We start from the raw sequence: 25,981 nt of genomic DNA, 5'->3' as shown, positions 1-25,981 counted from the left end.
TGGAAATGTTAAATAACAAGTGTGCTTCATCACAAAAATGTCTACACTATTATTCGTGCCAGATGCTTTATTTACAGTGCGATACTTACCTAATATTAATCCTGTTAATAGCAACATAATTGCACTTTGACTTTTTAAACATAAAGACATAGCACACAATCTAAGCCTGCAATAGGAATAAAGGCAATAGCATGTTTGAAGATGTTGTAGAACTAAATAACTGTACCATAGTAGTCGTAGAAGATTCGCCACTCACTCAAAAGGTGCTATGCGCATGTTTAGAAGACATATGCAAAGTCGTCGCTTTTGAAAGTGCTGAGAAGGCCTTGGAATATGTAAAACTTGCATTGCCAGATTTAATCCTAATGGACTGGATGCTAGAAGGGATAACGGGTATAGAGGCTTGTACAGAGCTTCAAAAAGATCCAATAACCGCCCGAATTCCTGTCATATTTGTGACATCCAACATTAAAGAAAATCAGCAAGAAATGTGCTGGGATGCAGGTGCGGTCGATTTCATCAGTAAACCAATAGTAACACGCACGCTGTTTAATCGCGTACTTACCCACCTAAAGTATAAAAAGCAAGCCGATCAACTTAGAGAGTATTCATACGTTGACGGGCTTACTGAAGCGTTTAATCGCAGATTATTTGATACTGACTTGGAGCGCCACTATCGCGGTGCAAAGCGCTCCATTAGCCCGCTTAGTGTCGTGATGCTCGATGTTGACTATTTCAAACTCTATAACGATGAATATGGTCATTTGATGGGTGATGATGTCTTGAAGGTTTTTGTAAGCACCGCCAAAAATCATATTCGTCGACCTATGGATGCGCTGTACAGGTACGGCGGTGAAGAGTTTGCCATCTTACTGCCAAACACACCCTATTCTTTCGCCTTAGAGATCGCGCAAAGAGTGGTACAAACCTTCTTCGAAACCGCTATTGAACATAAACTTTCACCACTAAAAGCTGTATCGGTTAGTGCTGGTGTCGCTTCACTTAGTGAGGATAATATCAATCAAACTGTTGAAGAATTAGTAGAAAGAGCAGATAACGCGCTATATGAAGCTAAAAAGAATGGTAAAAATCGAGTGTTTGGAGAGGCAAGCTAGCAGCTGTTATCACCATAGTAAGTGGTGACCGTTTCCATACGGATCAGCGCAACCTCTGAATTAGGGAAAGGGAGCTGCTTTAGTGTCTTGCTGTAAGATAAATAACTAAAAATGGAGCCAACTCATCCACCATATCGTGTAGAGCTAGCTATAAACTTAGATTTCTATTTAGAACAATTCTTGATATTATTGCAACTCGTTGGGGAGTAGCCTGCTTCCAATGCTCGGAAGAGTCCGTATCAACATAATTGGCCATATGCCATGGTGCGGACACCTCTCGGTTGGCGAGACCATCGATATATCCATGCCTGTGGTCGGGCGTGTGGATGTATCGTGGACTCAAATCGCCCGGCCGGAGCAATGTAAATGAATTTCGTCACCCTGCTACTGTTAGCATACGCCATGTCTACCGATGCGTTTGCTGCGGCAATCGGTAAAGGCGCCAGCCTAAAATCACCTCGGCTTACCGAAGCCATAAAAATCGGCCTCATTTTTGGGATTATTGAAGCCAGTACACCGCTGATTGGCTGGTTAATAGGACAATCTGCAGCTGGCTATGTCGAGGCTTGGGATCACTGGATTGCCTTTATCTTACTGTTAGGACTTGGCGCTCATATGATTTATGAGAGCCTTAAGGGTAATGACGATGCGCCAGCACAGCACGCAAAGCAACCTTGGTTAAAAACCATTATCACAGCGTTTGGTACCAGTATTGATGCAATGGCTGTCGGTGTCAGTCTCGCATTTGTTGATGTGAATATATGGCTCGCCGCTTCGCTCATTGGCCTTGCCACCACCATGATGGTAACAATTGGTGTAATGATTGGGCATTCGGCTGGAAAGTTTCTTGGTAGTCGAGCTGAAACCTTTGGTGGGGTGACCTTAATCTGTGTGGGAACTTGGTTGCTATATAGCCATCTTTCGATTTAATCTGACTCGCAAAAAGAGCGGTATATTTACCGCTCGCTTACTAACACCCTTTGAGTTAGGGCTAATGGCTTTTAAGCCTTTTTAATCGCTTTTTTCAGCTTTTTGATTTTCGCTTCATGCTTTTCAATCTTTGCTTTACGCGCTTTCAGCTCTTTTTTAAGCGCTTTAACATCGCTTTTCTTCGCCATAACTAATCTCCTTTGGTTGTTTTGCGAACACCTACTACCATAGCAAAGTGGCTGACAATATCAAACTGCACTCGTACTAAGGATCTATCTAACCCTAAAACAAAACCCCTTAGCATCACGCCAAGGGGTTTTTTATACCAATTTACTAAATTAAGTGGTCTATTTTGAGGCAAGAAAATCTTGTCGATAGCCCAGCAAAAATTTTGCTATTTAGTTGTTCTAAATGATAAATTTTTAACACAGCTAGCGTCAGATTTAATCCCTCAAATTGAGCAAGTATTAAGTCAAATTGGTATTATTATCCGAATAGTAGAGTAAACTTTTTACTTCTCTACTGGAAAGCCTCTATCACGCATAAGCGCTTCAACTTCAGCGTCACGGCCTCTAAACTTGCGATACGCTTCTGCTGGATCCATTGAGTTGCGAACTGAGAATAGGTAATCCACTAAACGCTGTGCAACGCCTTTGTCGTAGAAGCCACCTGGCGCTTCAGCAAACGCTTCTGCTGCATCAGAAGTTAATACCTCAGCCCACAGGTAACCGTAGTAACCCGCTGAATAATCTTCACCTGAGAACACGTGACCAAAGTGAGTAGTACGATGACGCATCACGACCTCGTCCGGCATGCCTAGCGCACCTAACTGAGACTTTTCGAATGCAACAGGATCACCAATCTTATCAGGATCTGTGGTATGGAAAAGTATATCCATGATAGCCGAGCCAAGGTATTCAGTCGTCGCGAACCCTTGGTTAAAGGTTGCTGACTTCTTGATTTTCTCGACTAGTGCTTTAGGCATAGGTTTACCTGTTTTATAGTGAACTAGGTAACGATTGATCACTTCATCTGTCGCCAACCAACGCTCCAATAACTGAGATTGGAACTCAGTGTAGTCGCGCACGCCAGAGTTTGAACTTGGATACTTCACGTTTGATGAAAGCGCATGCAGTGCGTGACCAAACTCGTGGAAATAGGTTTCTGCATCTGACCAAGAAATTAAGGTCGCTTCACCTTCTGGTGCTTTCACAAAGTTGGAGTTGTTTGAGCTAAGCACATTTGTTTTACCATCAAATGTTGTATGGCTACGATATGATATGGCCCACGCACCAGAGCGTTTACCTTTACGTGCGAACGGGTCTAAATACCAAAGGCCGATATTATCACCGGTGGTTTTGTCTGTTACTTCCCATACACGAACGTCAGGGTGGAACACTGGTACTGAGCCCTTAGGCACTTCGGTGAACTCAAAGTTAAACAAACGGCCTGCAACATAGAACATTGCTTCGCGCAGATTGTCTAGCTGTAAATAGGCTTTAACTTCGTTTGAATCCAATTGATATTTAGCTTGGCGAACCTTCTCGGCGTAGAAACGATAATCCCATGGTTTGATCGTGATATCAGCGCCTTCTTTGTCGGCGATCGCTTGCATGTCAGCAACTTCTTCTTTCACGCGCGCAATTGCTGCTGGCCACACTTTTTTCATCAGCGCCATCGCGTTTTCAGGCTTTTTCGCCATGCGATCTTCAAGACGCCACTGCGCATAATTATCGTAACCCAGTAAGTTAACGCGCTCATGTCTAAGCGTTAAGATATCAGAGATAATCGCTTTGTTGTCGTACTCATCACCGTTGTTGCCGCGGTTATAGTAGTTGCTCCATACTTTCTCGCGTAACTCACGCTCTGTTGAGTAGGTTAAAAATGGATCCATTGACGAGCGAGAGTTGGTGATCGCGTACATATCCGCCTTGCCGCGTGCTTTTGCAGCGGCCGCTGCCGATGCAACAAACGACTCAGGCAAACCTGACAACTGCGCTTTAGTGAGGTAAACCACGTAGTTTTCTTCATCAGCAAGGACGTTATTTGCAAACTTAGTATGTAGCTTTGATAGCTCAAGATTAATGTCTGCGTAACGCTTAGCGTCTTCACCTTTTAGCGTCGCACCATTGCGAGCAAAGCCGTTATAACGCATCCAAGTGATACGCTGCTCTTCTGCCGTTAACTTTTTATATTCTGCACCTTCATAAACGGCTTTTACACGTTCAAAAAGCGCTTGGTTTTGGGTGATTTTAGAGCTGAATTCTGAAAACTTTGGCACAACTCGCGATTGGATTTCTCTAAACTCTGGGCTTGAAATGTTTGCACTCCAAAGGCCGTAGTAGGTAAAAACGCGATCCAAAGCGGCACCCGCTCTTTCAAGCGCAACAATGGTGTTCTCAAAAGTTGGCTTAGCTGGATTATTGGCTATTGCTTCAATTTCTTTCAAATTATCAGCCATACCAATTTCAAGCGCAGCTTCTAAATCTTCAAGCTTCATTTTGTCAAAATGAGGAACGCCTTGATAAGGACCTGAAAACTCCTGTAAAAGCACGTTATCATATTGCTTACTTTGCAGTGATTTTACTGGTTCTTGGCTTTGCTCTGCTGTGCCCGCACAACCCGCAAGGGCTAAACATACAGCTGCACTTAATAATGTGATGGAAGGTTTGAACATATTGTTTCATCGCTTGTTGTTATCGTGGGATAGATATTACGGATCGTCTCTAAAAGTGCAATCGCTTTGCGGGAGAAACAAGGTTCTCTGCGATAGAGCAAAAATGCTAGTACTCATAGTAGCTTAAAGACACTCAAACTATAGTGAGTAGAGTTTTTTCATGGGTTGTTACAATTTACCTTGAAAATTTAACTAAAATCAGCCAAGTTAGTAAAAAACTGATCTGTGAGAAGAAATAATGGAAGTTGGTATTTTTATCTATGACGGTGCGGAGTGTTTAGATTTCTGTGGCCCATTTGAGGTATTCAACACCGCAAAGCGATTTATCGAAACGCCAATTAACGTCAGCTTTGTCGCACCAAGTCATGTTCCTGTTACCTCGCGTGGCGGCATGAGTGTAAACCCCCATTACAGTATCTACTCGCACCCAAAGTTTGATTTGCTCATCGTAGTCGGCGGACTGCATCACCAAATTTGCGGAGATCACAACGTACTTAATTGGCTTGCAGAAACAGCGAACCATACCTCTCAGTGCGCATCTGTTTGTACGGGTGTGTTTTTATATGCCGAAGCAGGCCTCATTGATGGCAAGCGAGTCACCACCCACTGGCAGGATATTGACGATTTGAGAGAGCAATATCCCTCTTTAGAAGTCGTTGAGGACGTAAGGTTTGTAATGGATCAGAATTTTACTAGCTCAGCGGGTATTTCGGCAGGTATCGATATGAGTTTAGAACTGGTGAAAAAGCGCTTTGGGCAATCGGTAGCAAGAAAGACTGCAACCCAAATGGATTATGACTGGCCTAGAAGTTAATAATGATGAGTAAACCCACCATTATTAAACTAAGGCCTCGCTCACTCTAGCCATTGTTGATATCTGCGAACTCTAACTCACTCACGCGCTTTTTCGCAAATACGACGACTTTATCGTATTCACTTTGCGCCTGTTCCAAGTGTGATTTACACTGCCCTGCTTGGTGCTCACGCGCATAAGTCTCTATTTTATCGAGCAGATCAAAAAGTGTTTCTGCAGCTAAATCACCAGCTTGACCTTTAAGTGCACGGCTGTACCTTGCCGAAGCGTCGCAATTACTATTTTTGATACTCAATCTAAGCTGTTGCATTTGATTTTCAGAGTCGTTCAAGAATAAGGTGTACACCTTTTTAAGTAATTCTTCGTCCCCAGAGAGGCGCTCGAGCACGTCAGCTTCGTTTATCGGCATGCCCGTTTGCTCTTCTGCCACGCTTTCAAACGGGTGAATAAGCACAGAGTCATCATCCTTAGCATGCACACCTAGCACATCTAGCACGTCAAATAACTGTTCGACGACCACAGGCTTAGTCACAAACTCATCCATTCCTGCATTGAGACAACGTTCTTTTTCACCCGCAAGGGCACTGGCAGTCATCGCAATAATGATCGCATCTTTATACTTATCGCCACCTTGACCTTGACGGATCGCTATTGTGGCCTGATAACCATCCATTCCTGGCATATTACAGTCCATAAAGATAGCATCAAAATCAACCTCTTGATGCTCAAATAACAGTAGTTTATTCACAGCATCTTGACCATCAACGGCAAAACTCACCTTAGCTCCTTGTCCTTCCAAAATGCCTTTTGCCACAATCCGGTTGATTTGATTATCGTCTACCACCAAAAAGTGACAGCCCGCGACCAAGTTACCACTTAATGCGACTGTCTCACCTGACTTCTTCAAGCTAGGCTGTAATCGAATTGCTTTATTTAAGTCAAATAGCGCGACAAATTCTCCAACCCGAAGAGGTGAAGAGATATGCACTATGTTATCAGCATCGTTAATATTCTGAAGTTCATCCCCCACCAATATAAGTTTCTCAAAGTGATTTTGAGTTGATTTCACCTGAATATAATCTTGCTCATTCGTAATGATGCATATATCACTCTGCGTCTCTTTCTCAACGTACTTACCACCGCATTTAGCGATAAGCTTAGCGATAGAGTCTGACTCCAATTTGGTTTTACTGAGCACAGAGACTGTTTTGCCGGCCAATACTTCAGGCACGTTGATGGGTTTAGTTTGCGCACTAGAAAACGGTAATTCAAACCAAAACTTGCTGCCTTTAAACTTTTCACTCTCAAAGTGAATATGGCCGAGCATCTTTTCGACTAACTGCTTACAAATAGAAAGTCCAAGGCCTGTTCCACCAAACTCGTTCGAGGTATTAGCAGATTCTTGACTAAACGATTGAAATAGCTTGTTTTGATTAGCTTTTTCAATTCCCACGCCAGTGTCTTCCACTGTGACTTTAAGCCATACCGTGTCGTCTAACTGTTCTGTGGTAACGGTCAATTTCACATGACCTTTTTTAGTAAATTTAATCGCGTTACTAAGGAGGTTATAAATTATTTGTTTAACGCGCGCCGCATCACCGCACAGTTCAATATGCGCTACACCAGTTTGGTCCAAAATATAAGTGATACCTTGCTCTTTGGCTTTCGCCGACATAGACAGCGCGACATGTTCAATGACAGAGAGCGGGTTGAATGGTTCATTATCAATGTCCAGCTTACCCGCTTCTATCTTCGACAAGTCCAGTACATCATTAATTAACGACAAAAGCGTAGTCGAGCTCGTTTCCATCATTTCTAGGTACTTATGTTGGTGCTTAGTAACGGGCTCTTTTCTCACCAAGTTTAGTGATCCTAAAATACCATTGAGAGGCGTCCTCATTTCATGGCTGATAGTGGAAATAAATGCACTTTTCACTTCTGACGCTTTCGCTGCTTTATCTCGAGCCTTCACCAGCTCTTTGGTACGCTCCTTCACCTCTTGCTCCAGTCGTTCATTTGCACCAACTAACTGTGCTTCCGCTTCTTTTTTCGCAGTGATGTCTTCAACAAATAGTGCGACACCCTGAATGTGCCCACTCCCCCCATAGATAGGTGATAAACTAAGTGATAGCCAGATGTTTTCATGGGCGTTCAAGTCTAGTTGTAATGACTTAGACTCCACCACTTCGCCCTGTAAAACCATATTGGCATAGTGAAATAAAAACTGATGCACAGCCTCTGGCAAAAACTGTGGGTTGTTACCTAAATGACTGTTATTCAGCAGCTTAAAGAAGCGCTGTGCCGACTCATTAAAGCTGGTGAGCTTTAAGTTGCTATCAAAGCCAAGGACACCATCTGATGCACCATCTAAAATCGCCTTAAACTCTGCTCGCGTTGAATCAAGCGCACGTAAACTACTGGTATATTGCCAAAACGCAAAAAAGATGAGAGCGAATACACCGCAGGCAATCGCGAGTAAAACATAGGTGGTTAATCGTTTTTCATTGAGGCTTTGCTGATAGGTGGCAAAGGGGATGAGATTAACCAGCTTTACCGCTAAGTTATTAAAGTTTGCCCCTTCGACCTTGCTAATTAGCGCTAAAAACTGCTCCCCAGTTTGCTTATCTTCCACCAGTTGGATGTTACTGGACCACGGAGTAACGCGATACAGTGTATTAAAGCTGATTTCAGGGTTTAAATCCTTGCTATATCGTAGCGAAAACTCGGGGTGATAAATAAACGAATCATCTTCACCTAAGAACATCACTTTTTGCATATCTGGCGCTTGAGAGACTATCCTCTCTATCATCTTTTCAGTATTGGTATTAATTACCAAGATACCAAATAAGTCGTTATCTATATCGTAAGTCGGTAAGGTAAAGCGTTTGGTTGGTTGAAAAGGCGTGACGACCTGTCCGTGCTCGCGATTTAAGTTGATTGTTGTGGAATAGATAGTGCGCTCTGGCAGTTGCAGTGCTTGAAGGTAATAGTCGTGCTTACTTTTATCTTGTAATTTGCTATCGGGAACCGTGATCACTTGGCCTAATTGCCGCTCAACCCTAACCATTTCCATCCCTGTATGGGCATCAAGTAAACGGATTTGGTTAATGCCATCATAGGAATATAACATTGACCTAAAAATCGTACTTAGTCGTGCCCGCCAAACATCAAGCGGCGTGTTTTCTTGAGGGTCGATACCATCGTTTTTTTCCGCTCTGGCGATCCCCTGAATTGGCGGGGTGTCTAGCAGAAAATAAAGAAACCGGCGGTTATCGTCGATCTCTCCCAAATAAATATTGTTTTGCGCCCAATGTACCTGCTCTAAGCGCTGATAAAAGCTTTCGTTAAGGTCGCGATGGATACTGTTTTCAAAATATAAGATGGCACTCACCATCACGGCGAGCAGCAGTACAATAGCGCCCTTAGCAATATTGGAAGAAGACACATTTTCTCCTTGGACAGTGGCCTGACTGTTAGGCATAAAGACCTAAAATGCGTTTGCACTTAAGCACAAGGAGCAGCTATAAGCAAACGCATTATTAAATCTAGTCCAAATAGAAACAAAGACAAAGATTACTTACCCTGCACACGGAGGTTATTTACAACGTGATGCCTTTACGGTTATGAAAACGGTGATAATCAATGCTTGGCCCTTCTGGTACCACTTGGGTTGGATTGATCATCGTATGGCTAAAGTAGTAGTGCCTTTTAATGTGGTAAAAATCAACCGTATCTGCAATACCTTGATGTTGATATATGTCACGCACATACGCAGAAATATTGGGGTAATCTTCGATTTGCTTAATGTTGCACTTGAAGTGACCATGGTACACGCTGTCGAAACGGATGAGAGTCGTAAATAGTCTCCAGTCGGCTTCCGTTAATTGTCCTTTCACAAGATAACGTTGCGCAGCGAGTCTTGCTTCGAGCTTATCTAGCGCGTTAAATAACGCGCTTACCGCACTGTGATAAGCATCTTGGGTTGTCGCAAATCCGGCTTTATATACGCCATTGTTGATGTTGTGATAAACAAAGTCGTTTATTTCATCGATTTCATGCTGTAGCGCCTCTGGGTAATAATCAGTGTCGTTTCCCGTTATCTGGTTAAAGGCACGATTAAACATACGAATGATTTCACTCGATTCGTTGCTCACGATTTGCTCCGTTTGTTTATCCCAAAGGACTGGCACCGTGACTCGACCCGAATAATTTGGGTCGTTTTTCGTATACAGCTGATGCATAAAGCTGAGCTGATACAGGCTATCACCGACTTCTGGACGCTGACTGGTAAAACACCAACCTTGATCTAACATATCAGGGTCTACAATCGATACATCAATATGCGCCTCTAAATGTTTAAGCTTTCGGAAAATGAGCGTTCTATGAGCCCAAGGACACGCAAGAGAAACATACAAATGGTAACGTCCAGACTCGGCTTTAAAGCCCGCTTTACCCGTTGGCCCTGCACTGCCGTCTGCTGTTACCCAATTTCTTAGTTTTGCAGACTCACGCTCAAACTTGCCTTGGCTACTTTTTGTGTCATACCACTTATCGTGCCATTGACCGTCAATTAATAATCCCATGTAAACCCCCTATACAATATCGCCGAAGCGTCCTTGTTGATAATCTCTTACCGCTTGATGAAGCTCCTCTTGGGTATTCATCACAAATGGTCCCATATGCGCTATTTTTTCATTAATCGGCTGCCCTACAAGGATCAAAAAGCCAACATCATCCGTCGCTAAGAGAGCTAGGTTTTTACTTGGGTCAAGCTCAAGCAGCGTTTGCTCCCCATAGTTTTCAAATCCAGCGATGCGGTTAATATTTACGCCAGCACCATCTTGTGTTGCCTGTGCTTTGTTAGTTCGAATAATTTTCATAATAGCTCTCGGGTTAACCTGAACTTGGAATAATCAGTTCAGCGCAATTATTTAATAGTTAGCCTACCAAACCTGCGTGAGAATAAAATTAGTCAAATTTGGCTATTTCGTTCTATTACATCGAATGATTGTTCCAATCTATTACAACGCGTGGTCATACTGGTCAGAACAGTCTTTAACATTGCTCGCATCTAACAATTTTTAACAGTATTTACACAATTATCTGACAAGCTTGTGAAGCTACAATTTAACCCTTAATAGGAGCAAAGGATGAGGTCCCTAAGTTTATTGTTTGCGCTGGCACTACTTGCGGCGTGTAGTTCAACAAGTCCGGTAAGCGTAAATACGGTTGCAGGTCCCCCAACGAATCTTACGGTTGAGATCACTGATGTGACCAATACCGATGGTCAAATGCTAGTACTGTTATTTGACAACAGCGCTGACTACCACAGCGATAAAAATGTGAATGATCCAGACGCTCACTTTTTCCGCAAGCTGATTGTCACACCGCAAACCCCTACCACAACGGTCACTTTTGAAGGCGTGCCTGCAGGCCAGTATGCGATCCACGTGATCCATGACGAAGATGGTGATGGCGGCATGGATCGGATGATCTTCCCATTTACCGGTATGCCAAGTGAGCCTTATGCGCTGTCGAATAACATTCACGATAGCTTTTCAAAAGGCGATTTTGAAGAGGCTTTGTTTACTGTAAAGGCCCCTGACACTAAGATCCAACTTGCCCTCTCTACGCATTTATCAAAAATGACAGGGCTGTAATGCTTGAATACTCACAGGTGCAGCAATGCCTGTGAGTTCTCTTTTTAAGTTCTGACATTTGTCATTTTATTTCCTGACAACCCTCACTCACGCTTCATCTTATAGCAGCGCATACTGCAAATCGTACAGTTCAGTAGGAGCGAAGACGGTGAGCAACGCCATTGAGTTATCAAATATCAGTTTTGCATACAACAATACTAAGCCAATATTAGCAGACCTAAACTTTACGCTTGAACAGGGTAAAGTATATTCCATTCTTGGTCCAAATGGCGCAGGAAAAACCACCCTAATCAATATAATGCTTGGCAGACTAAGACCCACTTCAGGACGAGTTTCGGTTCTTGGTCATCAGCCTGAGTCTGATTTTTGTCGCCAGCGCGTGGGTGCCATGATGCAGTTAGGCGGACTACCTCTGCAAACCAAGGTGAAGGAGTTTCTAGCGTTATTTGCAAGTTACCATCAAGCCCCAATTCCATTGGAGAGGTTAATTTCACTCTGCCAATTAGCACCATTTTTAGAACAAACTTTCGATACGTTATCTGGAGGTCAAAAGCAACGACTGTTTATGGCAATTGCACTGGCAGGCAATCCCGACATTGTTTTTTTGGATGAACCCAGTGTTGGTATGGATGTAGAGTCAAGACAGCAACTGTGGCAGGCCGTACGGACGTTAAAACAACAAAATAAAACGGTACTCCTTACCACACACTATCTTCACGAGGCAGAAGCATTAGCGGATGAATTGTTGGTGTTAAAAGAAGGAAAATGTACCAAGCTTAACGATATACCTGAACTTGCTTACACCTATCGTCGCTCACAAATCAAGTTCACCAGCGACCTGTCTGCTGCTGCACTGGTTAACGCACTTCCCATGATAGATCTGAATGTTAAAGGCGATCAGTTCACTATATTGACGGACGAGCCAAACCATATTTTGCAGCAGTTATTAGAGAAATTTTCTATCCGCAATTTGTATGTAGCCCCAATGAGCCTCGAAGAAGCTTATTTATCTCTAATGAATGCTAGGAGCGCTTAACCATGATAAACACAACATCCTTTATACTTGAAACCAAAACTGAACTCTTGAGCACATTTAGAAGTAAGGGTTTTGTGATCCCAGCCACCCTATTTCCTTGCTTGTTTTATCTTTTCTTCGGCGTGGTGTTCAGTCATCATGACTCCCATAACTATATGTATATCAATTATCTGATATTTGGCATGATAGGACCTGCGCTATTTTCCTTTGGCGTTAACGTCGCCCTTGAAAAGCAAAATGGTTGGCTGATACTCAAGCAGCTCTCTCCCGTTTCTCCCTATCAGTATCTGCTCGCAAAATGTGTGAGTGCGACGGCTTTTTCATTGCTCGTAGCCTGCCTAATGAGCTTGCTGGCATTATTTTCTGGCGTGTCTTTAAGTTTAGCTCAATGGTTACTCGTGATTGCCATTGCCCTGCTCGGCACCTTGCCTTTGTGTATGTTAGGGCTGTTAGTTGGGCTGTCAGTGTCAGCAAAAGCGACACCTGCAGTGGTTAATTTAGTTTACCTACCACTCTCCTTGCTTTCTGGCTTGTGGCTGCCTATCACACTATTTCCTGAAGCAATGCAATGGTTTGCTTGGCTGTTGCCCACTTTCCATATTTCCCAGTTAGCGCTTTCGACCATTGATACCACCTTGGGTTTTCCAATTTACCTCCATGTGGCCGCCCTAATTACACAAACGCTAGCATTATTTTTTGTCGCACAAATTAAATTTAAAAAGGCTTAACAGGACAACCAAAAGCGCACGGCCCCAACCCTGTGCGCTTTTATTTTGTAATTACTTAACCTGAGGTTTGGATAAGGAATGTTCCAACTCATTGTTGCTAAAGCACAACTTAGTTTTTTCCTTGTCTAGCCAGAGAGTTTTAGGGAAAACAAGGCGAATTTACGCACCAATAGCTGGCTATTGGAAGTGAATTCAACGCAGTTAGCGCTAAAACTGGCTGCTAGAAAGGCATTAATTATCCGCAGCTCAGGTTACTTACTCTCTACGAGCTTACTATCGATACTGAATTTACCAGCACCTGACACGGCAAGTGCGAGAAAGCCACCAGCCATTGCAATATTTTTAAAAAACATTAAGAACTGCATTTGGTCGGCCAGCTCAAAGTGAAACAGCAACGCACTGACAACACTAAACCCTGCAAATGCAATTGCTGTCAGTTGAGTAAATGCTCCCGCAAGAATGAAAAGCCCTCCTATCAACTCAAAGGCTATAACCAATGGCAGCAGCTCGCTTGGTAATCCGCTTGAAGCCATGTATACAGCATTACCTTCGAAGTATTGGATTTTATTAATCGCAGCCAGTATAAAAATGCCTGACAGCCCTACTCGACCAAATAAAGATAATACTGATGCCATGGTACTGTTCGGTTTAATGATGTTAATTAGGTTCATGATACTTTCCTCGATAAATATAGACGGTATTGGATTGGCTCTCGGTGATGAGCCGTTAGAAGAAAGTATACGTTCGCTTTAAAATAATTAAATTAGTAAAAATATCACACATCATTCTATTGAAAAGAATTAAAGTTATCCAAACAGATTCGCTTCCAATAGGTAGTCAATAACCGCCCGTGTCCTAGGTGGAATTTGTTTACGTGATGGATACACGAGAGAAAACACCAGTTGCTCGCTACTTAACTCTGGACAGATCATTTGTAACTCCCCATGCTCAACTTCTTGCTTCACAGTAGAAGGCAATAACTGCGCAACTCCTAATCCTGCCACTGTCATTTGTTGTAACAGCATAGGGGAATTGCACCAATGTACTTGAGTTGGTGTAAAGTTTACGGCTTCACCGCCACGATAAAATTGTGTCATCCCCGTTGATTTAGCCTGCTCTAACAGTAACCAAGGTAACTGATTTAGCTGTGTGTCTTTGCTTGGTAAACCATGCAATGCTATCAGTTTAGGGCTTGCATAGAGCTTAAAACATTCTTGATGTAATTGCCTTGCAACCAGTGCGCTATCTTTAGGAAAGCCAACCCTGATGGCGAGATCTATTTGGTCGTTAATAATATCGCGCTTGTCATCATCAACGATGATATTTAACTGGATCTTCGGATATCGTGCAGTGAGCTCAGGAAGTTTAGGTAACAGAAACTTATGTGCGGTGTCGTGTGTCATGGTTATTGAGACCATACCATGAGGCTCTTTGTTATCGAGCAATACCTCAACATCATCCAAAATAGCGTGCAATGAATGCGCTTGAGCCAAAATGTCACGCCCCTCTCGCGTTAGCGTGAGTTGCCTCGTGCTACGCTGCAGTAGTCGAACGCCTAGCATGGTCTCTAACTGAGACACTTGTTCACTCACTCTAGAACGGCTAGTAGCCAGCTTTCGCGCAGCTTGAGCAAAGCTTCCCACATCCACAACCGTTGCAAATATTGCTAAGAGTTTTAGTGCATTTAAGTCTATTGTACTCAATTTCAGAACTCACCATACCGAATTAACCCACTTATGATAACAAAAATTACCACGCATAATAGCCACATCTAATACATTCTCGTTTTAAAAAGAGGTATACATCATGATCGCAATCACAGGCGCAACAGGCAAATTAGGTCAATTAGTTATCGAGTTTTTGGCACAGAAGATCCCAGCCAAGCACATTGTGGCTCTAGTTAGAGATCTCGATAAAGGAAAGGCACTTACCAATTTAGGGATCACGGTACGGCAAGCTGATTACGACAAACCGCACACACTTGACGCAGCACTTACAGGTGTTGAAAAACTGCTACTGATCTCAGGCAATCAGATCGGAAGCCGCACACCTCAACACAAAGCAGTTATTGACGCCGCAGTGAAAAACCAAGTGCGCTTAATTGCCTATACCAGTATTTTGAATGTGGACAATTCACCACTAAAGCTGGCTAAAGAGCACAAAGAAACAGAGGCGTATTTGAGATCAAGTGGCGTGGCTTATAGCATGCTGAGAAATGGATGGTATAACGAGAACTACACTGATTTAGTACCTGTATTTACAGCAAATAATGCCATTACCTCAATCGCGCCGAAAGCTCAGATCAATAGCGCTGCTCGTGCAGACTACGCACTGGCTGCTGCAACCGTATTAAGTAGTTCTGGCCATGATAATTCAGTCTATGAGCTGGCTGGCGATAACGCATTTACAATTGAAGGTTTGGCACAAGCTGTGTCAAAGCATAGTCAAGTTGAAGTAAAAGCAAAGTTTGTATCTGACGAAGAGTATTTGGCCTACTTGGTTGCTCTTGGCGTGCCCGCAGGTTTTGCCGCACTATTGGTTGACGCCGAGGCACAAGCGCAACAAGGATATTTGGCAACCCAGAATAATGCGCTCAGCCAGTTGATTGGTCGCCCGACCACAACGGTGGCCCAGTCGCTCGCAAAAAATTAAGCGTATTTTACCGCTGATATAGTGCACAGGCTTTGCTTGTGCACTTATTTTTTACTCAACCTTACCTTCTAAGGTTGATATCAATAAGTCTCGGCTCACTAGAAAACCACAAATGCTCACCACGACTAAAAAGATACCGTACATAGAGCCGATATAAACCCAGTCGCTTTGGCCAAACCAAAGGCTTGCACGAGTACCATCATTCACTAACAAGATGTTAACAAGAGACAATGTGATCACGCTGCGAAAATAAATCGGTTTATCCATATGGCTCGCAAATGCTGCGATAATGAGGGAAAACAGGCATAAGTAGAAGCCTATAACGGAAAACGTACCAGGTTGCATACTAGGATAAAATGCGACGAGAGAAAGGAGTACAGCAGCCCAACCGGTAGTTTTGTATATCATTATCAAGTCCTTTGAAAATGTTAAAAAGTGTTTGTTATGTAAACAGGCTGGAGTATGAGGTAATACTCGTAATTACGCAACTAAATGGTGATAAATATTGGCTGATATGACCTTTATTCCTTAGTTTTAAACCTATCAGATTGCCTTTGATTTTAAACCTAACCCTAAAGCATTAATTGAAAACTTAATTATCGCGTTATCAAGATGATAGCGCAGCTGAAACTCTTGTCTTTAACTGCGGTACACTGTCTTTTTCAAACCAGTCGTGCTTTTTTAACCAGATCTGATTACGGGGGCTAGGATGAGGTAATGGCAAATGACTTTGGCTGGAAAAGTCAGCATTTTTTACCATCTCAGTTACTGATGAATATTGCGTTAAGTAGCATTTTTGCGCATATTGCCCAATAAGTAGTGTCAACGATACGTGGCTGAGTGTAGCTAACACCTGAGAATGCCACGTTGGCGCGCAGATTTTAGGCGGCGGTAAATCTCCAGACTTCCCTTTACCCGGGTAACAAAACGCCATAGGCATAATGGCAAATAGTTCAGGGTTATAAAACTGTATTCGATTTACACCGAGCCAGTCTCGCAATCTATCTCCACTTGGGTCATTAAACGGCTGGCAGGTTTGATGTGCTTTTAACCCCGGCGCTTGGCCTATAATTAAGACTTTGGCCTTATAACTGCCTTGGATGATAGGTTTTGCCCCCATGGGAAGCATTTTATCGCAAAGCCTGCACTGCCTAACACGTTCAAAAATATCCATCTTCCCTTACCTGTTTTACCCAATCGCACCGTGGGTGATTATGACATAACCACATTCAAAACCCCATTGAACCAAAAGCACTTAGTCGTTAAAACGCCTCCACTCAACTTAAAACAAGTACGAATCACTATCATTTAGATGCAAATTATTGGATAATATTCTATTACGTTTTCTGTCTTTTTAAGAGGTGCTATGCCTAGTCGGGATAACACAAACAATAAGGCTATTTTGTACAGAGCTGAAGTGCTAGCACGCTTTTTCATCGCTATTTTCGGCGGCTATTACGTGACCGTTTTGGCTTCATCTTTGTTAGCTTTAACTTTACCTACTCCGCGCCTAGATGCGCTTTTATATGCATTAACAACCGGCATCGTCTTTTACGCCATCGTTTTTATTTGGGTGTTTGGATGCCGCTCTTTTAGAAAAGTATTTCTTGGCATGATCGGACTACTTTGTATTCTCTACGGCGCACTTACGCATTTTGGAGGCTCCCTGTGAGAGAGTCATTTTTCCGCAGTATGACTTGGCTACACACTTGGGTTGGTTTACTCGTTTGTTGGTTGCTGTTTTTAATCTTTTTTGCCGGTACAGCGAGTTTTTTCAGACATGAGATCAGTCTGTGGGCACAACCTGCGACACATCATCTACCTCATTACGATAGCGCTCAACAAAATGAAACCGTCAAAAAGAGTATCGAGCGGTTTCAAGATATAGCACCAAACGCAGAATCTTGGCGTATTGAAATGCCAACGGAGCGTCGCCCCAGCTTGCTACTGATGTACTCAGAAAAGCCAGCAGAAGGAGAAAGGCGCGGAAAACGCCACTCGGAGTATCTTGACCCAGTAACGCTGGAGGCACTTCCTGAGTTTAGAGAGACTAAAGGTGGTAACTTTTTCTACCGTCTGCATTTTGACTTGCATTACATGAACGCGATCACCGCGCGTTGGATTGTCTGTTTTGCAACTCTGTTTATGCTGATTGCGCTTATTTCTGGCGTAGTGATCCATAAGCGCATTTTCAAAGACCTATTCCAATTTAGAAACGGGAAAGGGTTGAGAAGTTGGCTAGACGCCCACAATCTCTCTTCAGTGGTGGCATTACCGTTTCATATTATGATCACTTATACTGGCTTAGTGACGCTTATCTTTATGTTGCTGCCACAACCTGCCGAGCAGCGCTTTGAAGATACAAAAACGCTCCGAGCCGAACGCTACCCCTTTCTTGCTGAGATCCCTGAAACAGGACAGCCACTGCAGGATCTTGAATTAAATACAGCGTTAGATCATTATTTTACTAACTCAGGCGACGCACCGCTTCGCCGCATTGTGATCTCATCGCCAGGAGATGCAAGTGCAACAATTAAGCTTTATGCCAATGCTCAACGTGCTGTTCAGGATGATCCACCAAGCTGGATGTATAGCGCGGCATCAGGAGAGTTGTTAAAAACACACAATGTGACACTGTCTGGCGCTGAAAATCTTTACGGCGGAATGATAGCACTGCACACCGGGCGGTTAGCAGAGCCGCTTTTGCGTTGGTTATACTTTGTTGCTGGATTAGCAGGATGTGCCATGATTGCAACGGGTGCGGTTATGTGGGCAAAAAGACTGCGCCAAAAGCTCAAAGGTGATGACAAGCCGGGTGTAGGCCTTAGGCTTGTGGAGTCGCTCAATTTAGGCACCATTATGGGTCTGCCAGCCGCAACGGCGATGTTCTTTTATGCAAACCGATTGCTTCCAGTGGAATTAGCGGGGCGTGCAGACAAAGAAGTTCTGGCGTTCTTTGTTACGTGGGGAGTATTCACTCTGGCTGCTCTCTTTAAGTCGGATAGACTAGCGTGGCGGCTATCTGCGAAAGTGAATGCAATCGTGTGGGGCCTACTGCCTGTCGTAAATATGCTAACCACTGATAGCAGTCTTGTGAGCTATTTCATTAATGGTCAGTGGGTATTATTTGGTTTTGATGTGATGGCTATTGGTATCGCGTTCGGTTTCTTGGTTCAAGCCAAAAAGCTCGGCAGTACCAAAGCAGCACCAGCGACACCACGTCGCCAAGCAAAACATGAGGTAAACGCCTAATGGAATGGCTAACGTTTTTACTTTGTCTGCTAGCGTTTATGGGTTTTGCAGTAGCAAAACCCAATCACTATAAAGAAGTATTTGGTACACGTCCAAAAGGAAACATAACAAACCAATTAACCATTGCCGGCTGGCTTTGCCTCAGCGGCAGCTTGGCACTTGCTCTTAAAACTCAAGGGGCCTACGGTAGCTTAGAGTTTATCGGTTATATGACCTTGGCAGTATTACTACTTATCGCTATCTTTGCGACCAAACCTAGTTACTTCAGATCACTATTTTACCTAGTCATTACCGCTATGCTGCTCAGTACGCTGTATTGGATCATATTTTAACTAAGGCGCCACTAATGGCGCCTTTTTTAGATCACAATTTTACTAACATTCCTTTGTTAACTCTTTGAAACCACATCATTTAGCATAAAATATCAGCAATAATGACGCTATACACCGCAAATTTACTAACTCAAACTAAGTTAGGTTAGTAAAATCATGATCTCATGAGCTCAATTAGCTTAATCAGTTGGTAAAAACATGATCTGGTAGTCTTGTTCTCGGACTAACTTAGTAAAATTCTGATCTAAGCGCCAAAGGAAATCTGTTGGTTGGTTAAATTCTGATCCAGAAAGCGAGAAGAGTAATTCTGCTCTGATCCGAGCTTAAGCTTTATCTTACCTTCAAGGTCTATGTGATAAGAAGATTAGCGTGCAATTTCAATTTGAAACTACCTCTTAGGATGATGGCAGTTTATCAGTGCCAGTCCCTTTATCTTTGAGCCTTTATCAACTCAGGGTAGGAAGCGCCCCTACCCTGAACACGATTTACTCGGCTTTATTCCAATCCAGCTGCATATCCCACACATATCGGTGCTCTGGCTCTAGAGGCTGTTGAGAATCATCGACTTGTTCAAGCACATTACGCGCTTTTACTATAGTGGCGTCACGACCGAACAGGTAGCTTTGCTCTTTGACAATGGTTAAGTAGGCTTTATTCAGCGCCAGCGCACGTGGTTTTGATGGTGTGATCAATTCATAAAGGTTTTTCGCAGACTGCACTTTTTTGCTGTTTACCGTACCATCCTTGTTAAACCAGCGCATTAGCATCTCTTGGTTTTGCCTAAACTCATCCCCACCGCCAACACGCATCATATAGGTCAAGAACTCGCCCTGCTCTTCGCCTTTGTTAGGTACGTCTTGCATCTCTTTTAAATTGATATAACCCCAACCCAGTTTGCCTTCAACTTTACGCGCAAACGAGAAGGTTTGGTCATAGGTTGAGCCAATGGTTTTGTGACAACCATTACAAAAAGCAAGCTCTTGCTCATGTTGCGGACGAAGCGCACCATTTTTGTCTTCAATATAACCGTTAATTGTCCAACCGAAGTTGTTATTGATCCCTTGGTCGCCCAAATAAAGCGTTTGTGGGTAATTTTCGAATGACTTTTCTTTAGCTTCTCTGTAGTAAGCAGCACCGAGTGATTGTTTGGATTTAAAGTTGTGCTTCTTCATGTAGCGCACTTCTTTCATTCTTGGCGCATTAAATACTTGGCCATTATCATCCACTCCAATATACCGAACGGTGTGTAAGAATTCAGTGTCTTGTGGATATAACTGATGAGCAAGCTCGATAGGATTGGCATCACCAAGGTAACGTTCACTGCGCAGCATGCTGGTGATCTGTGTGAGTTTGCCATCACCATTTAAATCTACGCCAACTCGCGATTCAGAAATCACTGGCGTTGATATTTCGTCAAGCCCCTTTACAGCCATTTCAACCAGACTTAAGTTGGCAAGATAGACGTCCTGATTATACGTTTCGCCCTTTTCTCTGAAGGCGTCAGCAAGACGGATCATGACATCCCCCGTCGAGCCATTGGTTGGCCAAAAAGTACTAGGAAAAGGCTTATAATTGAATGCCACCCAGCCACTGCCGTCTTTTGCTATACCAAGCTCATCGAAGGCTTTTTCCGGATATGCCAAGTTGTTAAGCGGGGTGATCTCACCTTTCCAGTCGGGGTTATTTTTTAGTTTTTCGATGAAAGGGCTGTAATTATCTTGGTTAACCCAGTTAGTAATATCTTGATCTGAGATACCTTTGATAAGCTCAGAACGATCTTTAAACAAATTTTTCCAGTGGTTTTTAAATCCAAGATCGGAAAACTCATAGGCGCCTTGTAAATTGGCATCACGCATCATGTTTGGTCGGTTTTTTTCATCATATGATTGATGGCAGGCATAGCAAGGGTTATTCACGCCATCCGTTTTGGTGTAACACTGAGGTGGGATCACTGATTCAGGGTTATAGACTTCATTGTGCTGCATAAATGCGGCCGCAGGAATATCATCACCCTGCTTATAAGGTGTTGTAGTTTGCGCCGACATAAGTGCGGTATTGGTTAGCCCTTGGGTCTGTTCATCATTACAACCAAACAAGGCTACGCTCGTCAATGCCACTAGAGTTAGGCTAACGTATTTCATTTTTATGACTCCAAAATTTTGCTAAAAAAAAGCAGCGCACCATGAAGTGCGCTGCTACTTGCTTAATTATTTTGCTTTAGGGTCATAAAGCCAAAGCGTGTTGTTTTCTTGGAAGCCATCTTCACCAATGATGATGCGACCATCTTCCATTACGATTACGTTATCAGGCTGCGAAAGCTGATTGACGTCACAACGCTCAGCGCCAGTTAGTGACGAGCGGTAAGTTGCACCCATGACAACCGGTTCAATGCGAGTTAAGTTATAGTTGTTATCGATATGAGCACGGTATACACCGCCACAATCTTTAACACGCGCAGAAAGCTGCATGTCACCTTCGCCATCAATCATGGTGTTGTCGATATCCGAGATACCGATATACATATAGGCTTTATCTACCACCTCACCGGCAACAACATCTTGACCAGTTACCGCCTCAAGTACGCGGTTATGGTTGATGCTTAAGCCTTCAAGTTTACGCCATTCAGCCGTAGCGCCTTTTTGGCGTGCAGCCTGACGAGACTCAAGGAAGATAGCACGGTTGTCCATCGCTTTACCTGCCGTTACTTTACCACCACCGTTTGCAACTGTTGGATAAGTAGCAGCACCTTCTGCCCACGCTTTTACATCAGCAACAGACAGATAGCTTGTTTGACCTTCAACATAGTCAGTCTCATTGATGCCGTCGTATTCGGCCACCCAAGTTTCAATCTGTGCATTACTGCCGCTACCAAGCTCAACCCAGCTAATGTCAAAGCCAGTTACAGCCGGATCGGTAAGGCCTGCATCTTGAGTTAGCTTTGCTGCGTATAGGGTACCTGCACTTAAGTCTTCTGGTTGATCTGCAACAAATTTAAATAATACGCCACCGGTATCATCTTGTGAGGAATAGACAGTACGACGGTCAGGCATTACAACTGAGTTTTCATGCTCATAACGACCGATTGTAAAGTGTTTTACAACATCAGGCGTTTCGGTTGTAGGATTTTTGATTTCTGCAATGTAACCGTAGCGATAAGGGTTAGGGAAATCAGGTGCCATTAACGCTTCCATTGTGTCGTTACCTGTTTCAGCAGGGTTATTCCACTGTGGATCTTGTGTTGAATCAACTTCAGACCAGACAATCCATTCTTCCGAAGTCAGCGGTGTGCCCCAAGGTGATACTGAACCAAAGCAGTTAGCAGCAGTGCCTTTAACACCGTCAAAGTCTACCATCATGGCTTCTTCGATTGACCATTTACCCGTTGTCGCTTTACTCATTTTCAAACGACTGACACCACCTGGGTACGCTTCCCAGTTTGTGAATAGGTAACCTGTGTTTGCATCGACTGGAATATAACCATTGAAATCAGGGTTATCATTTTTAATGATTTCTTCACCAGTTGAGATGCTGTAATGTACACCCAAACCACCTGCTAACCCCTTAGTGCCAAGGTTTGCGAATGTATCACCTGTTTGGCCTAGAATTTGATATTGACCAATTGCAGAAATCACGGTTTGTTGTTCCATGGTCGAAGCAGGAACTGGCGCGCTTGGGATATTTGCAGGTAAATTATTAAAGTTCACACCGGTTAGTACACCAACAGTACCCGTATTGAATGGCTTGCTATTGAACTTATCAGTAGCTGTGTTGGTATCATTTGGGTGCTGTACATTGAAGAACAAGTCACCCCCTTCAGAAAGAAATAGACCTGTTACTTCAGCACCAGCTGGGACGGTTGCGATGCGAACAAGGCCAGGTACGCTGTAACTACCATCACGACCATTTTGGCCGTCTTGTCCATTTTGACCGTCCTGGCCGTCAGTACCATTTTGTCCATTTGTGCCGTTTGAGCCATTAGTACCATTCGATCCATTAGTGCCGTTTGCACCGTCTTGGCCAGCAGTGCCCTGCTCACCTTGAGGACCCGCAGGACCTTGTGCTCCATCGTCACCATCACAGGCTGTAAGTGCCATTGCAACTGCTGCTGCAATAAGAGAATATGCTACACGCTTCATGAGTTACTCCAGTTCCTAAGTATTATTTTTTGTAAAGCGTGCAACAGTGTGAAGTGTTCCTGTTACAGTTGACTGAATGATTTATTAACCATTTCCTACAGGAATAAGACACTTAGACTCAACCTACATACAGCCTCCCTTCTGTTAGTAAGTTAAAATACCCATAAAAGGAACTTTAGTGTAAAGGGGGTTTACACTATTCTTTTTGAACGGGTTTGTGTCTCATATAGATAAGTTCATTGGTGTTAAAACCATATTGTTCTGACATGGTTTTAAACTTGTTCATTACGGTATCGGACACTTTAGGTGCTCTAGAAAGCAACCAAAGGTAATCACGGTTGTAGCTGGTAACAAATGCATATTGGTAATCCTCATCTAACTCGAATACCACATAACTGCCATAAAACGGACCAAAAAATGACACTTTCAGATGCGCTATTTCATCATTTGCAACAAACTTAGCTTTGCCAATCGCTTCTTTCCACTCCCCTTCCTCTGTTACATATCCCTTATTGACGACTTTAATTGAACCGTCAGGATTTTGGCTATACGTCGCCGTGACGTTCTGCATTCCCCTTTCAAATGAGTGATCTAATCGCGCAATTTCATACCAGGTGCCAGTATAACGCTCAACATTAAAGTCTTTAACTGGTTTAATGCCCTCAGGCAGCCCTGTGCATGCTGAAACTACAAGCACCAAAATCACCGTGAAAAATAACTGACGTACTTTCATATAAGTTCTCCATATTCCATCTTAATGTCATACGTAGAAACCAAGCACTAAGATTAACGATAGGTTCGATTTTTACCTAGTAAGAATAAAATTTAAATTGAGACCCTTACCATGCCAATTTCACCTTATTTATTTTAAACTTACGTGCAAATGAATAGTTCGCAGCAAAGTATGATGAATACAGCACAGAGCAAAAAAATACTAACTCATGGTTTGGGTGTAGCAACGGGTAAAGTTGCGTTTTATATTGAACATCCACCAAGCATAGAACCTTATAATAATTTGATGCAAGTCAGTGCGTTAGCCAATAGGGAGATCGAACATATTAATGCGCATTGCGGCAATGGTTGGCGGAAAATCTTCAATGTTTTTGCCAAGTTCTTATTTGCTGCAAGGCTGCCAGATCACGATATTACTAACTATTCAACTTGGCAGTCATATCGTGATAGCGCATTACTTCAAGCTTCAAGTCAAGAAGCCCTGCTCTTCTCAACGCCTGATTTTTCAGCAAAAACATACGATTGGCATATTATTGCAGGACGCACCTACGCGAAATCATTGCTCAGAGATCAGATTTTTACTAACAATCTAATTTGGCTAGATGATGAGTTCGTCGTTGACTATAACTTGCGCCTTATCATTTCGCCATTTTTGGATTATCGCCAACTTAGTAATATAAAAATCAATAAGTTAGTAGAGATAATAAGACAAGGTTAGATATTAGGCGACAACTGAACTGCATACCAATTCGTGAATAGATCAAATTTTTACTAAGTAAAATACTGATCTACCTTCCGTATCACAGTCATTGAGATCAGAGTTTTACTAACTTTTTAGAAGTTATAGATAGATAAAGCGCGGTGACGTCAGTGGCAGAGCAGCAATTGACTTGGTATAGATCACTATTTTACTAACTTAATACAAGCTACTTTGAAAGAGTTAGAAGGTAAAAGCCAAACCCTTATGTGGTCTGGCTTATTTAACCTGAGGTTTGGATAAGGAATGAGCTAACTCATTGCAGTTAACGCACAACTTAATTTACCTCTTTGTCTAGCCAGAGAGTTTTGGGGATAGATAACACCGCTTCCGCGTCCTGCTCTCGCTAAGGTACCTACATCCTGTAGGCAAGGCGAATTTACGCACCAATAGCTGGCTATTGGAAGTGAATTCAACGCAGTTAGCGCTAAAACTGGCTGCTAGAAGGCATTAATTATCCGAACCTCAGGTTATTTAGATAAAAAACTACTGTTTTTCTACCACAAAGCCTGCAAACCCAAGGGCTTTGAAGAAAGGTTTAGCAATGCCAAAACCTGCGGTGTCTAGCAGCTCTGCAAGACGCATCTTATCCAAGGGGTAAAACTCATGCTCTAAATTCACCCTCATGCGCTGCTCGCCAACATCAGTCAGCCCAAGTTGTTTGCAAACGATTAATTGCGCTTCACGTTCAAAGCTTGTCGCAGGTTTTTCTAAGTCGGCAATAAAAAGACGCCCATCCGACTTTAGCTGCTCACTCATTTGCTTAAACAAGCTTGCTTTATCACCGTTATCTTTTACAAAGTGCATCACCAGCAAGCACAGTACCGCATCCGCTTGATAGGCCTGTGGTGAAATCGCGCCATGATGGATCTGCACGCGCTCCTGTAGGCCTAACTTAGTAAAATGCTGATCTGCAATTGCCAACATATCAGCAGATACATCTTGCGCTATAAACCGCCAACTCGGGTTTAGCTGAGCAAGCTCTACAATTTCTTTGCCTGTCCCTGCACCCACAACCAAAATGGTTGCGCTATCTGGGTAAAGTGCTAAAAGTTGTGCCCCAGTAAGTTGGTGAATTAACGCATAGCCCGGCACTAATTTTGTGATCCTCGAGTCGTAGTTTTGGGCTTCTTCGCCCGTAAAAGTCGGCATCCAAATTT

The 25,981-nt window shown here is 43.2% G+C and carries 23 protein-coding genes and 1 riboswitch; of the genes, 11 read left to right on the top strand and 12 right to left on the bottom strand.

Annotation, left to right across the window (positions count from 1 at the left end; translation table 11 throughout):
- Positions 1-191: 191 nt before the first annotated feature.
- Positions 192-1,115, top strand: coding sequence for a GGDEF domain-containing response regulator (locus tag PPIS_RS19930; RefSeq protein ID WP_010376016.1), 924 nt, complete (start codon positions 192-194; stop codon positions 1,113-1,115).
- A gap of 189 nt (positions 1,116-1,304) precedes the next feature.
- Positions 1,305-1,474: riboswitch (yybP-ykoY riboswitch) on the top strand.
- A gap of 7 nt (positions 1,475-1,481) precedes the next feature.
- A complete protein-coding gene (locus PPIS_RS19925; RefSeq protein ID WP_010376018.1) occupies positions 1,482-2,045 on the top strand; it encodes a manganese efflux pump MntP in 564 nt (187 codons plus the stop codon).
- Positions 2,046-2,556: 511 nt separating this feature from the next.
- Here the strand turns inward: PPIS_RS19925 and PPIS_RS19920 are convergent.
- Positions 2,557-4,722, bottom strand: coding sequence for a M3 family metallopeptidase (locus PPIS_RS19920; RefSeq protein ID WP_010376020.1), 2,166 nt, complete (start codon positions 4,720-4,722; stop codon positions 2,557-2,559).
- Between the two features lie 238 nt (positions 4,723-4,960).
- On the opposite strand from PPIS_RS19920, the gene PPIS_RS19915 reads away from it, so the two are divergent.
- Positions 4,961-5,536 (top strand): DJ-1/PfpI family protein, encoded by a 576-nt coding sequence (locus tag PPIS_RS19915; protein WP_010376023.1) that lies wholly within the window; start codon positions 4,961-4,963, stop codon positions 5,534-5,536.
- A 46-nt stretch (positions 5,537-5,582) separates the two neighbouring features.
- On the opposite strand, the gene PPIS_RS19910 is transcribed toward PPIS_RS19915, so the two are convergent.
- The 3 genes from PPIS_RS19910 to PPIS_RS19900 form a co-directional block, all read right to left on the bottom strand.
- Positions 5,583-8,981 (bottom strand): ATP-binding protein, encoded by a 3,399-nt coding sequence (locus tag PPIS_RS19910; RefSeq protein ID WP_010376024.1) that lies wholly within the window; start codon positions 8,979-8,981, stop codon positions 5,583-5,585.
- Between the two features lie 154 nt (positions 8,982-9,135).
- A complete protein-coding gene (locus PPIS_RS19905; protein WP_010376026.1) occupies positions 9,136-10,119 on the bottom strand; it encodes a glutathione S-transferase family protein in 984 nt (327 codons plus the stop codon).
- A 9-nt stretch (positions 10,120-10,128) separates the two neighbouring features.
- Positions 10,129-10,416 carry a pirin-like C-terminal cupin domain-containing protein gene (locus PPIS_RS19900; protein WP_010376028.1) on the bottom strand — a complete coding sequence of 96 codons (288 nt, stop codon included), beginning with the start codon at positions 10,414-10,416 and terminating at the stop codon, positions 10,129-10,131.
- 270 nt (positions 10,417-10,686) lie between these two features.
- Between PPIS_RS19900 and PPIS_RS19895 the strand changes: the two genes are divergently transcribed.
- The 3 genes from PPIS_RS19895 (at position 10,687) to PPIS_RS19885 (ending at position 12,960) form a co-directional block, all read left to right on the top strand.
- Positions 10,687-11,196: a DUF2141 domain-containing protein gene (locus PPIS_RS19895; protein WP_010376030.1), complete on the top strand. Its 510-nt coding sequence runs from the start codon at positions 10,687-10,689 to the stop codon at positions 11,194-11,196.
- 148 nt (positions 11,197-11,344) lie between these two features.
- A complete protein-coding gene (locus PPIS_RS19890; protein WP_010376032.1) occupies positions 11,345-12,232 on the top strand; it encodes an ABC transporter ATP-binding protein in 888 nt (295 codons plus the stop codon).
- 2 nt (positions 12,233-12,234) lie between these two features.
- Positions 12,235-12,960: an ABC transporter permease gene (locus PPIS_RS19885; RefSeq protein WP_010376034.1), complete on the top strand. Its 726-nt coding sequence runs from the start codon at positions 12,235-12,237 to the stop codon at positions 12,958-12,960.
- Between the two features lie 251 nt (positions 12,961-13,211).
- Here the strand turns inward: PPIS_RS19885 and PPIS_RS19880 are convergent, their stop codons facing one another.
- Together PPIS_RS19880 and PPIS_RS19875 are read right to left on the bottom strand one after the other, a co-directional pair.
- Positions 13,212-13,631: a DoxX family protein gene (locus PPIS_RS19880; RefSeq protein WP_010376036.1), complete on the bottom strand. Its 420-nt coding sequence runs from the start codon at positions 13,629-13,631 to the stop codon at positions 13,212-13,214.
- A 135-nt stretch (positions 13,632-13,766) separates the two neighbouring features.
- Complete coding sequence (locus tag PPIS_RS19875) at positions 13,767-14,663, bottom strand: LysR family transcriptional regulator (protein WP_010376038.1); 897 nt, start codon at positions 14,661-14,663, stop codon at positions 13,767-13,769.
- A gap of 103 nt (positions 14,664-14,766) precedes the next feature.
- On the opposite strand from PPIS_RS19875, the gene PPIS_RS19870 reads away from it, so the two are divergent.
- A complete protein-coding gene (locus PPIS_RS19870; protein ID WP_010376040.1) occupies positions 14,767-15,612 on the top strand; it encodes an SDR family oxidoreductase in 846 nt (281 codons plus the stop codon).
- A 51-nt stretch (positions 15,613-15,663) separates the two neighbouring features.
- On the opposite strand, the gene PPIS_RS19865 is transcribed toward PPIS_RS19870, so the two are convergent.
- Positions 15,664-16,020, bottom strand: a complete 357-nt coding sequence (locus PPIS_RS19865) for a hypothetical protein (RefSeq protein ID WP_010376042.1) — start codon at positions 16,018-16,020, stop codon at positions 15,664-15,666.
- A 199-nt stretch (positions 16,021-16,219) separates the two neighbouring features.
- Positions 16,220-16,786 carry a uracil-DNA glycosylase family protein gene (locus PPIS_RS19860; protein WP_010376044.1) on the bottom strand — a complete coding sequence of 189 codons (567 nt, stop codon included), beginning with the start codon at positions 16,784-16,786 and terminating at the stop codon, positions 16,220-16,222.
- A gap of 228 nt (positions 16,787-17,014) precedes the next feature.
- Here PPIS_RS19860 and PPIS_RS19855 point away from each other — a divergent pair, with 228 nt between their 5' ends.
- Genes PPIS_RS19855 through PPIS_RS19845 form a run of 3 tightly spaced genes read left to right on the top strand, consistent with a single transcriptional unit; the run spans position 17,015 to position 19,196 of the window.
- On the top strand, positions 17,015-17,284 hold the full coding sequence (locus tag PPIS_RS19855; RefSeq protein ID WP_248694183.1) for a hypothetical protein: 270 nt from the start codon (positions 17,015-17,017) through the stop codon (positions 17,282-17,284).
- Positions 17,281-18,864: a PepSY-associated TM helix domain-containing protein gene (locus PPIS_RS19850; protein WP_010376047.1), complete on the top strand. Its 1,584-nt coding sequence runs from the start codon at positions 17,281-17,283 to the stop codon at positions 18,862-18,864. Before PPIS_RS19855 ends, PPIS_RS19850 begins: the two co-directional genes overlap by 4 nt.
- Positions 18,864-19,196: a DUF3325 domain-containing protein gene (locus tag PPIS_RS19845; protein ID WP_010376049.1), complete on the top strand. Its 333-nt coding sequence runs from the start codon at positions 18,864-18,866 to the stop codon at positions 19,194-19,196. The genes PPIS_RS19850 and PPIS_RS19845 overlap by 1 nt, the downstream gene beginning before the upstream one ends.
- 485 nt (positions 19,197-19,681) lie before the next feature.
- Here the strand turns inward: PPIS_RS19845 and PPIS_RS19840 are convergent, their stop codons facing one another.
- The 3 genes from PPIS_RS19840 to PPIS_RS19830 all read right to left on the bottom strand — a co-directional run bounded on the left by PPIS_RS19840 (position 19,682) and on the right by PPIS_RS19830 (position 24,065).
- Positions 19,682-21,337, bottom strand: a complete 1,656-nt coding sequence (locus PPIS_RS19840) for a hypothetical protein (RefSeq protein ID WP_010376052.1) — start codon at positions 21,335-21,337, stop codon at positions 19,682-19,684.
- Positions 21,338-21,403: 66 nt separating this feature from the next.
- Entirely contained in the window at positions 21,404-23,332 is a 1,929-nt protein-coding gene (locus tag PPIS_RS19835; RefSeq protein ID WP_010376054.1) for an alkaline phosphatase PhoX, read from the bottom strand.
- A gap of 196 nt (positions 23,333-23,528) precedes the next feature.
- Positions 23,529-24,065 carry a lipocalin family protein gene (locus PPIS_RS19830; protein WP_010376057.1) on the bottom strand — a complete coding sequence of 179 codons (537 nt, stop codon included), beginning with the start codon at positions 24,063-24,065 and terminating at the stop codon, positions 23,529-23,531.
- A gap of 171 nt (positions 24,066-24,236) precedes the next feature.
- On the opposite strand from PPIS_RS19830, the gene PPIS_RS19825 reads away from it, so the two are divergent.
- Positions 24,237-24,782 (top strand): DUF6942 family protein, encoded by a 546-nt coding sequence (locus tag PPIS_RS19825; RefSeq protein WP_248694182.1) that lies wholly within the window; start codon positions 24,237-24,239, stop codon positions 24,780-24,782.
- Between the two features lie 525 nt (positions 24,783-25,307).
- Here the strand turns inward: PPIS_RS19825 and PPIS_RS19820 are convergent.
- Positions 25,308-25,973, bottom strand: coding sequence for a class I SAM-dependent methyltransferase (locus PPIS_RS19820; RefSeq protein WP_010376062.1), 666 nt, complete (start codon positions 25,971-25,973; stop codon positions 25,308-25,310).
- Positions 25,974-25,981: the final 8 nt, after the last annotated feature.

It is taken from the genome of Pseudoalteromonas piscicida, from assembly GCF_000238315.3.
Lineage (GTDB): Bacteria > Pseudomonadota > Gammaproteobacteria > Enterobacterales > Alteromonadaceae > Pseudoalteromonas > Pseudoalteromonas piscicida.
Note: the sequence above shows the minus strand (reverse complement) of the source record. Positions and strands in the feature narration are given on the sequence as shown.

Excerpts from the sequence above, each read along its gene's own strand:
- PPIS_RS19930 (WP_010376016.1), top strand. The coding sequence starts at position 192 with ATGTTTGAAGATGTTGTAGAACTAAATAACTGTACCATAGTAGTCGTA.
- PPIS_RS19925 (WP_010376018.1), top strand. The coding sequence starts at position 1,482 with ATGAATTTCGTCACCCTGCTACTGTTAGCATACGCCATGTCTACCGAT.
- PPIS_RS19920 (WP_010376020.1), bottom strand. The coding sequence starts at position 4,722 with ATGTTCAAACCTTCCATCACATTATTAAGTGCAGCTGTATGTTTAGCC.
- PPIS_RS19915 (WP_010376023.1), top strand. The coding sequence starts at position 4,961 with ATGGAAGTTGGTATTTTTATCTATGACGGTGCGGAGTGTTTAGATTTC.
- PPIS_RS19905 (WP_010376026.1), bottom strand. The coding sequence starts at position 10,119 with ATGGGATTATTAATTGACGGTCAATGGCACGATAAGTGGTATGACACA.
- PPIS_RS19900 (WP_010376028.1), bottom strand. The coding sequence starts at position 10,416 with ATGAAAATTATTCGAACTAACAAAGCACAGGCAACACAAGATGGTGCT.
- PPIS_RS19895 (WP_010376030.1), top strand. The coding sequence starts at position 10,687 with ATGAGGTCCCTAAGTTTATTGTTTGCGCTGGCACTACTTGCGGCGTGT.
- PPIS_RS19885 (WP_010376034.1), top strand. The coding sequence starts at position 12,235 with ATGATAAACACAACATCCTTTATACTTGAAACCAAAACTGAACTCTTG.
- PPIS_RS19880 (WP_010376036.1), bottom strand. The coding sequence starts at position 13,631 with ATGAACCTAATTAACATCATTAAACCGAACAGTACCATGGCATCAGTA.
- PPIS_RS19870 (WP_010376040.1), top strand. The coding sequence starts at position 14,767 with ATGATCGCAATCACAGGCGCAACAGGCAAATTAGGTCAATTAGTTATC.
- PPIS_RS19865 (WP_010376042.1), bottom strand. The coding sequence starts at position 16,020 with ATGATATACAAAACTACCGGTTGGGCTGCTGTACTCCTTTCTCTCGTC.
- PPIS_RS19860 (WP_010376044.1), bottom strand. The coding sequence starts at position 16,786 with ATGGATATTTTTGAACGTGTTAGGCAGTGCAGGCTTTGCGATAAAATG.
- PPIS_RS19845 (WP_010376049.1), top strand. The coding sequence starts at position 18,864 with ATGGAATGGCTAACGTTTTTACTTTGTCTGCTAGCGTTTATGGGTTTT.
- PPIS_RS19840 (WP_010376052.1), bottom strand. The coding sequence starts at position 21,337 with ATGAAATACGTTAGCCTAACTCTAGTGGCATTGACGAGCGTAGCCTTG.
- PPIS_RS19835 (WP_010376054.1), bottom strand. The coding sequence starts at position 23,332 with ATGAAGCGTGTAGCATATTCTCTTATTGCAGCAGCAGTTGCAATGGCA.
- PPIS_RS19830 (WP_010376057.1), bottom strand. The coding sequence starts at position 24,065 with ATGAAAGTACGTCAGTTATTTTTCACGGTGATTTTGGTGCTTGTAGTT.
- PPIS_RS19825 (WP_248694182.1), top strand. The coding sequence starts at position 24,237 with ATGATGAATACAGCACAGAGCAAAAAAATACTAACTCATGGTTTGGGT.
- PPIS_RS19820 (WP_010376062.1), bottom strand. The coding sequence starts at position 25,973 with ATGCCGACTTTTACGGGCGAAGAAGCCCAAAACTACGACTCGAGGATC.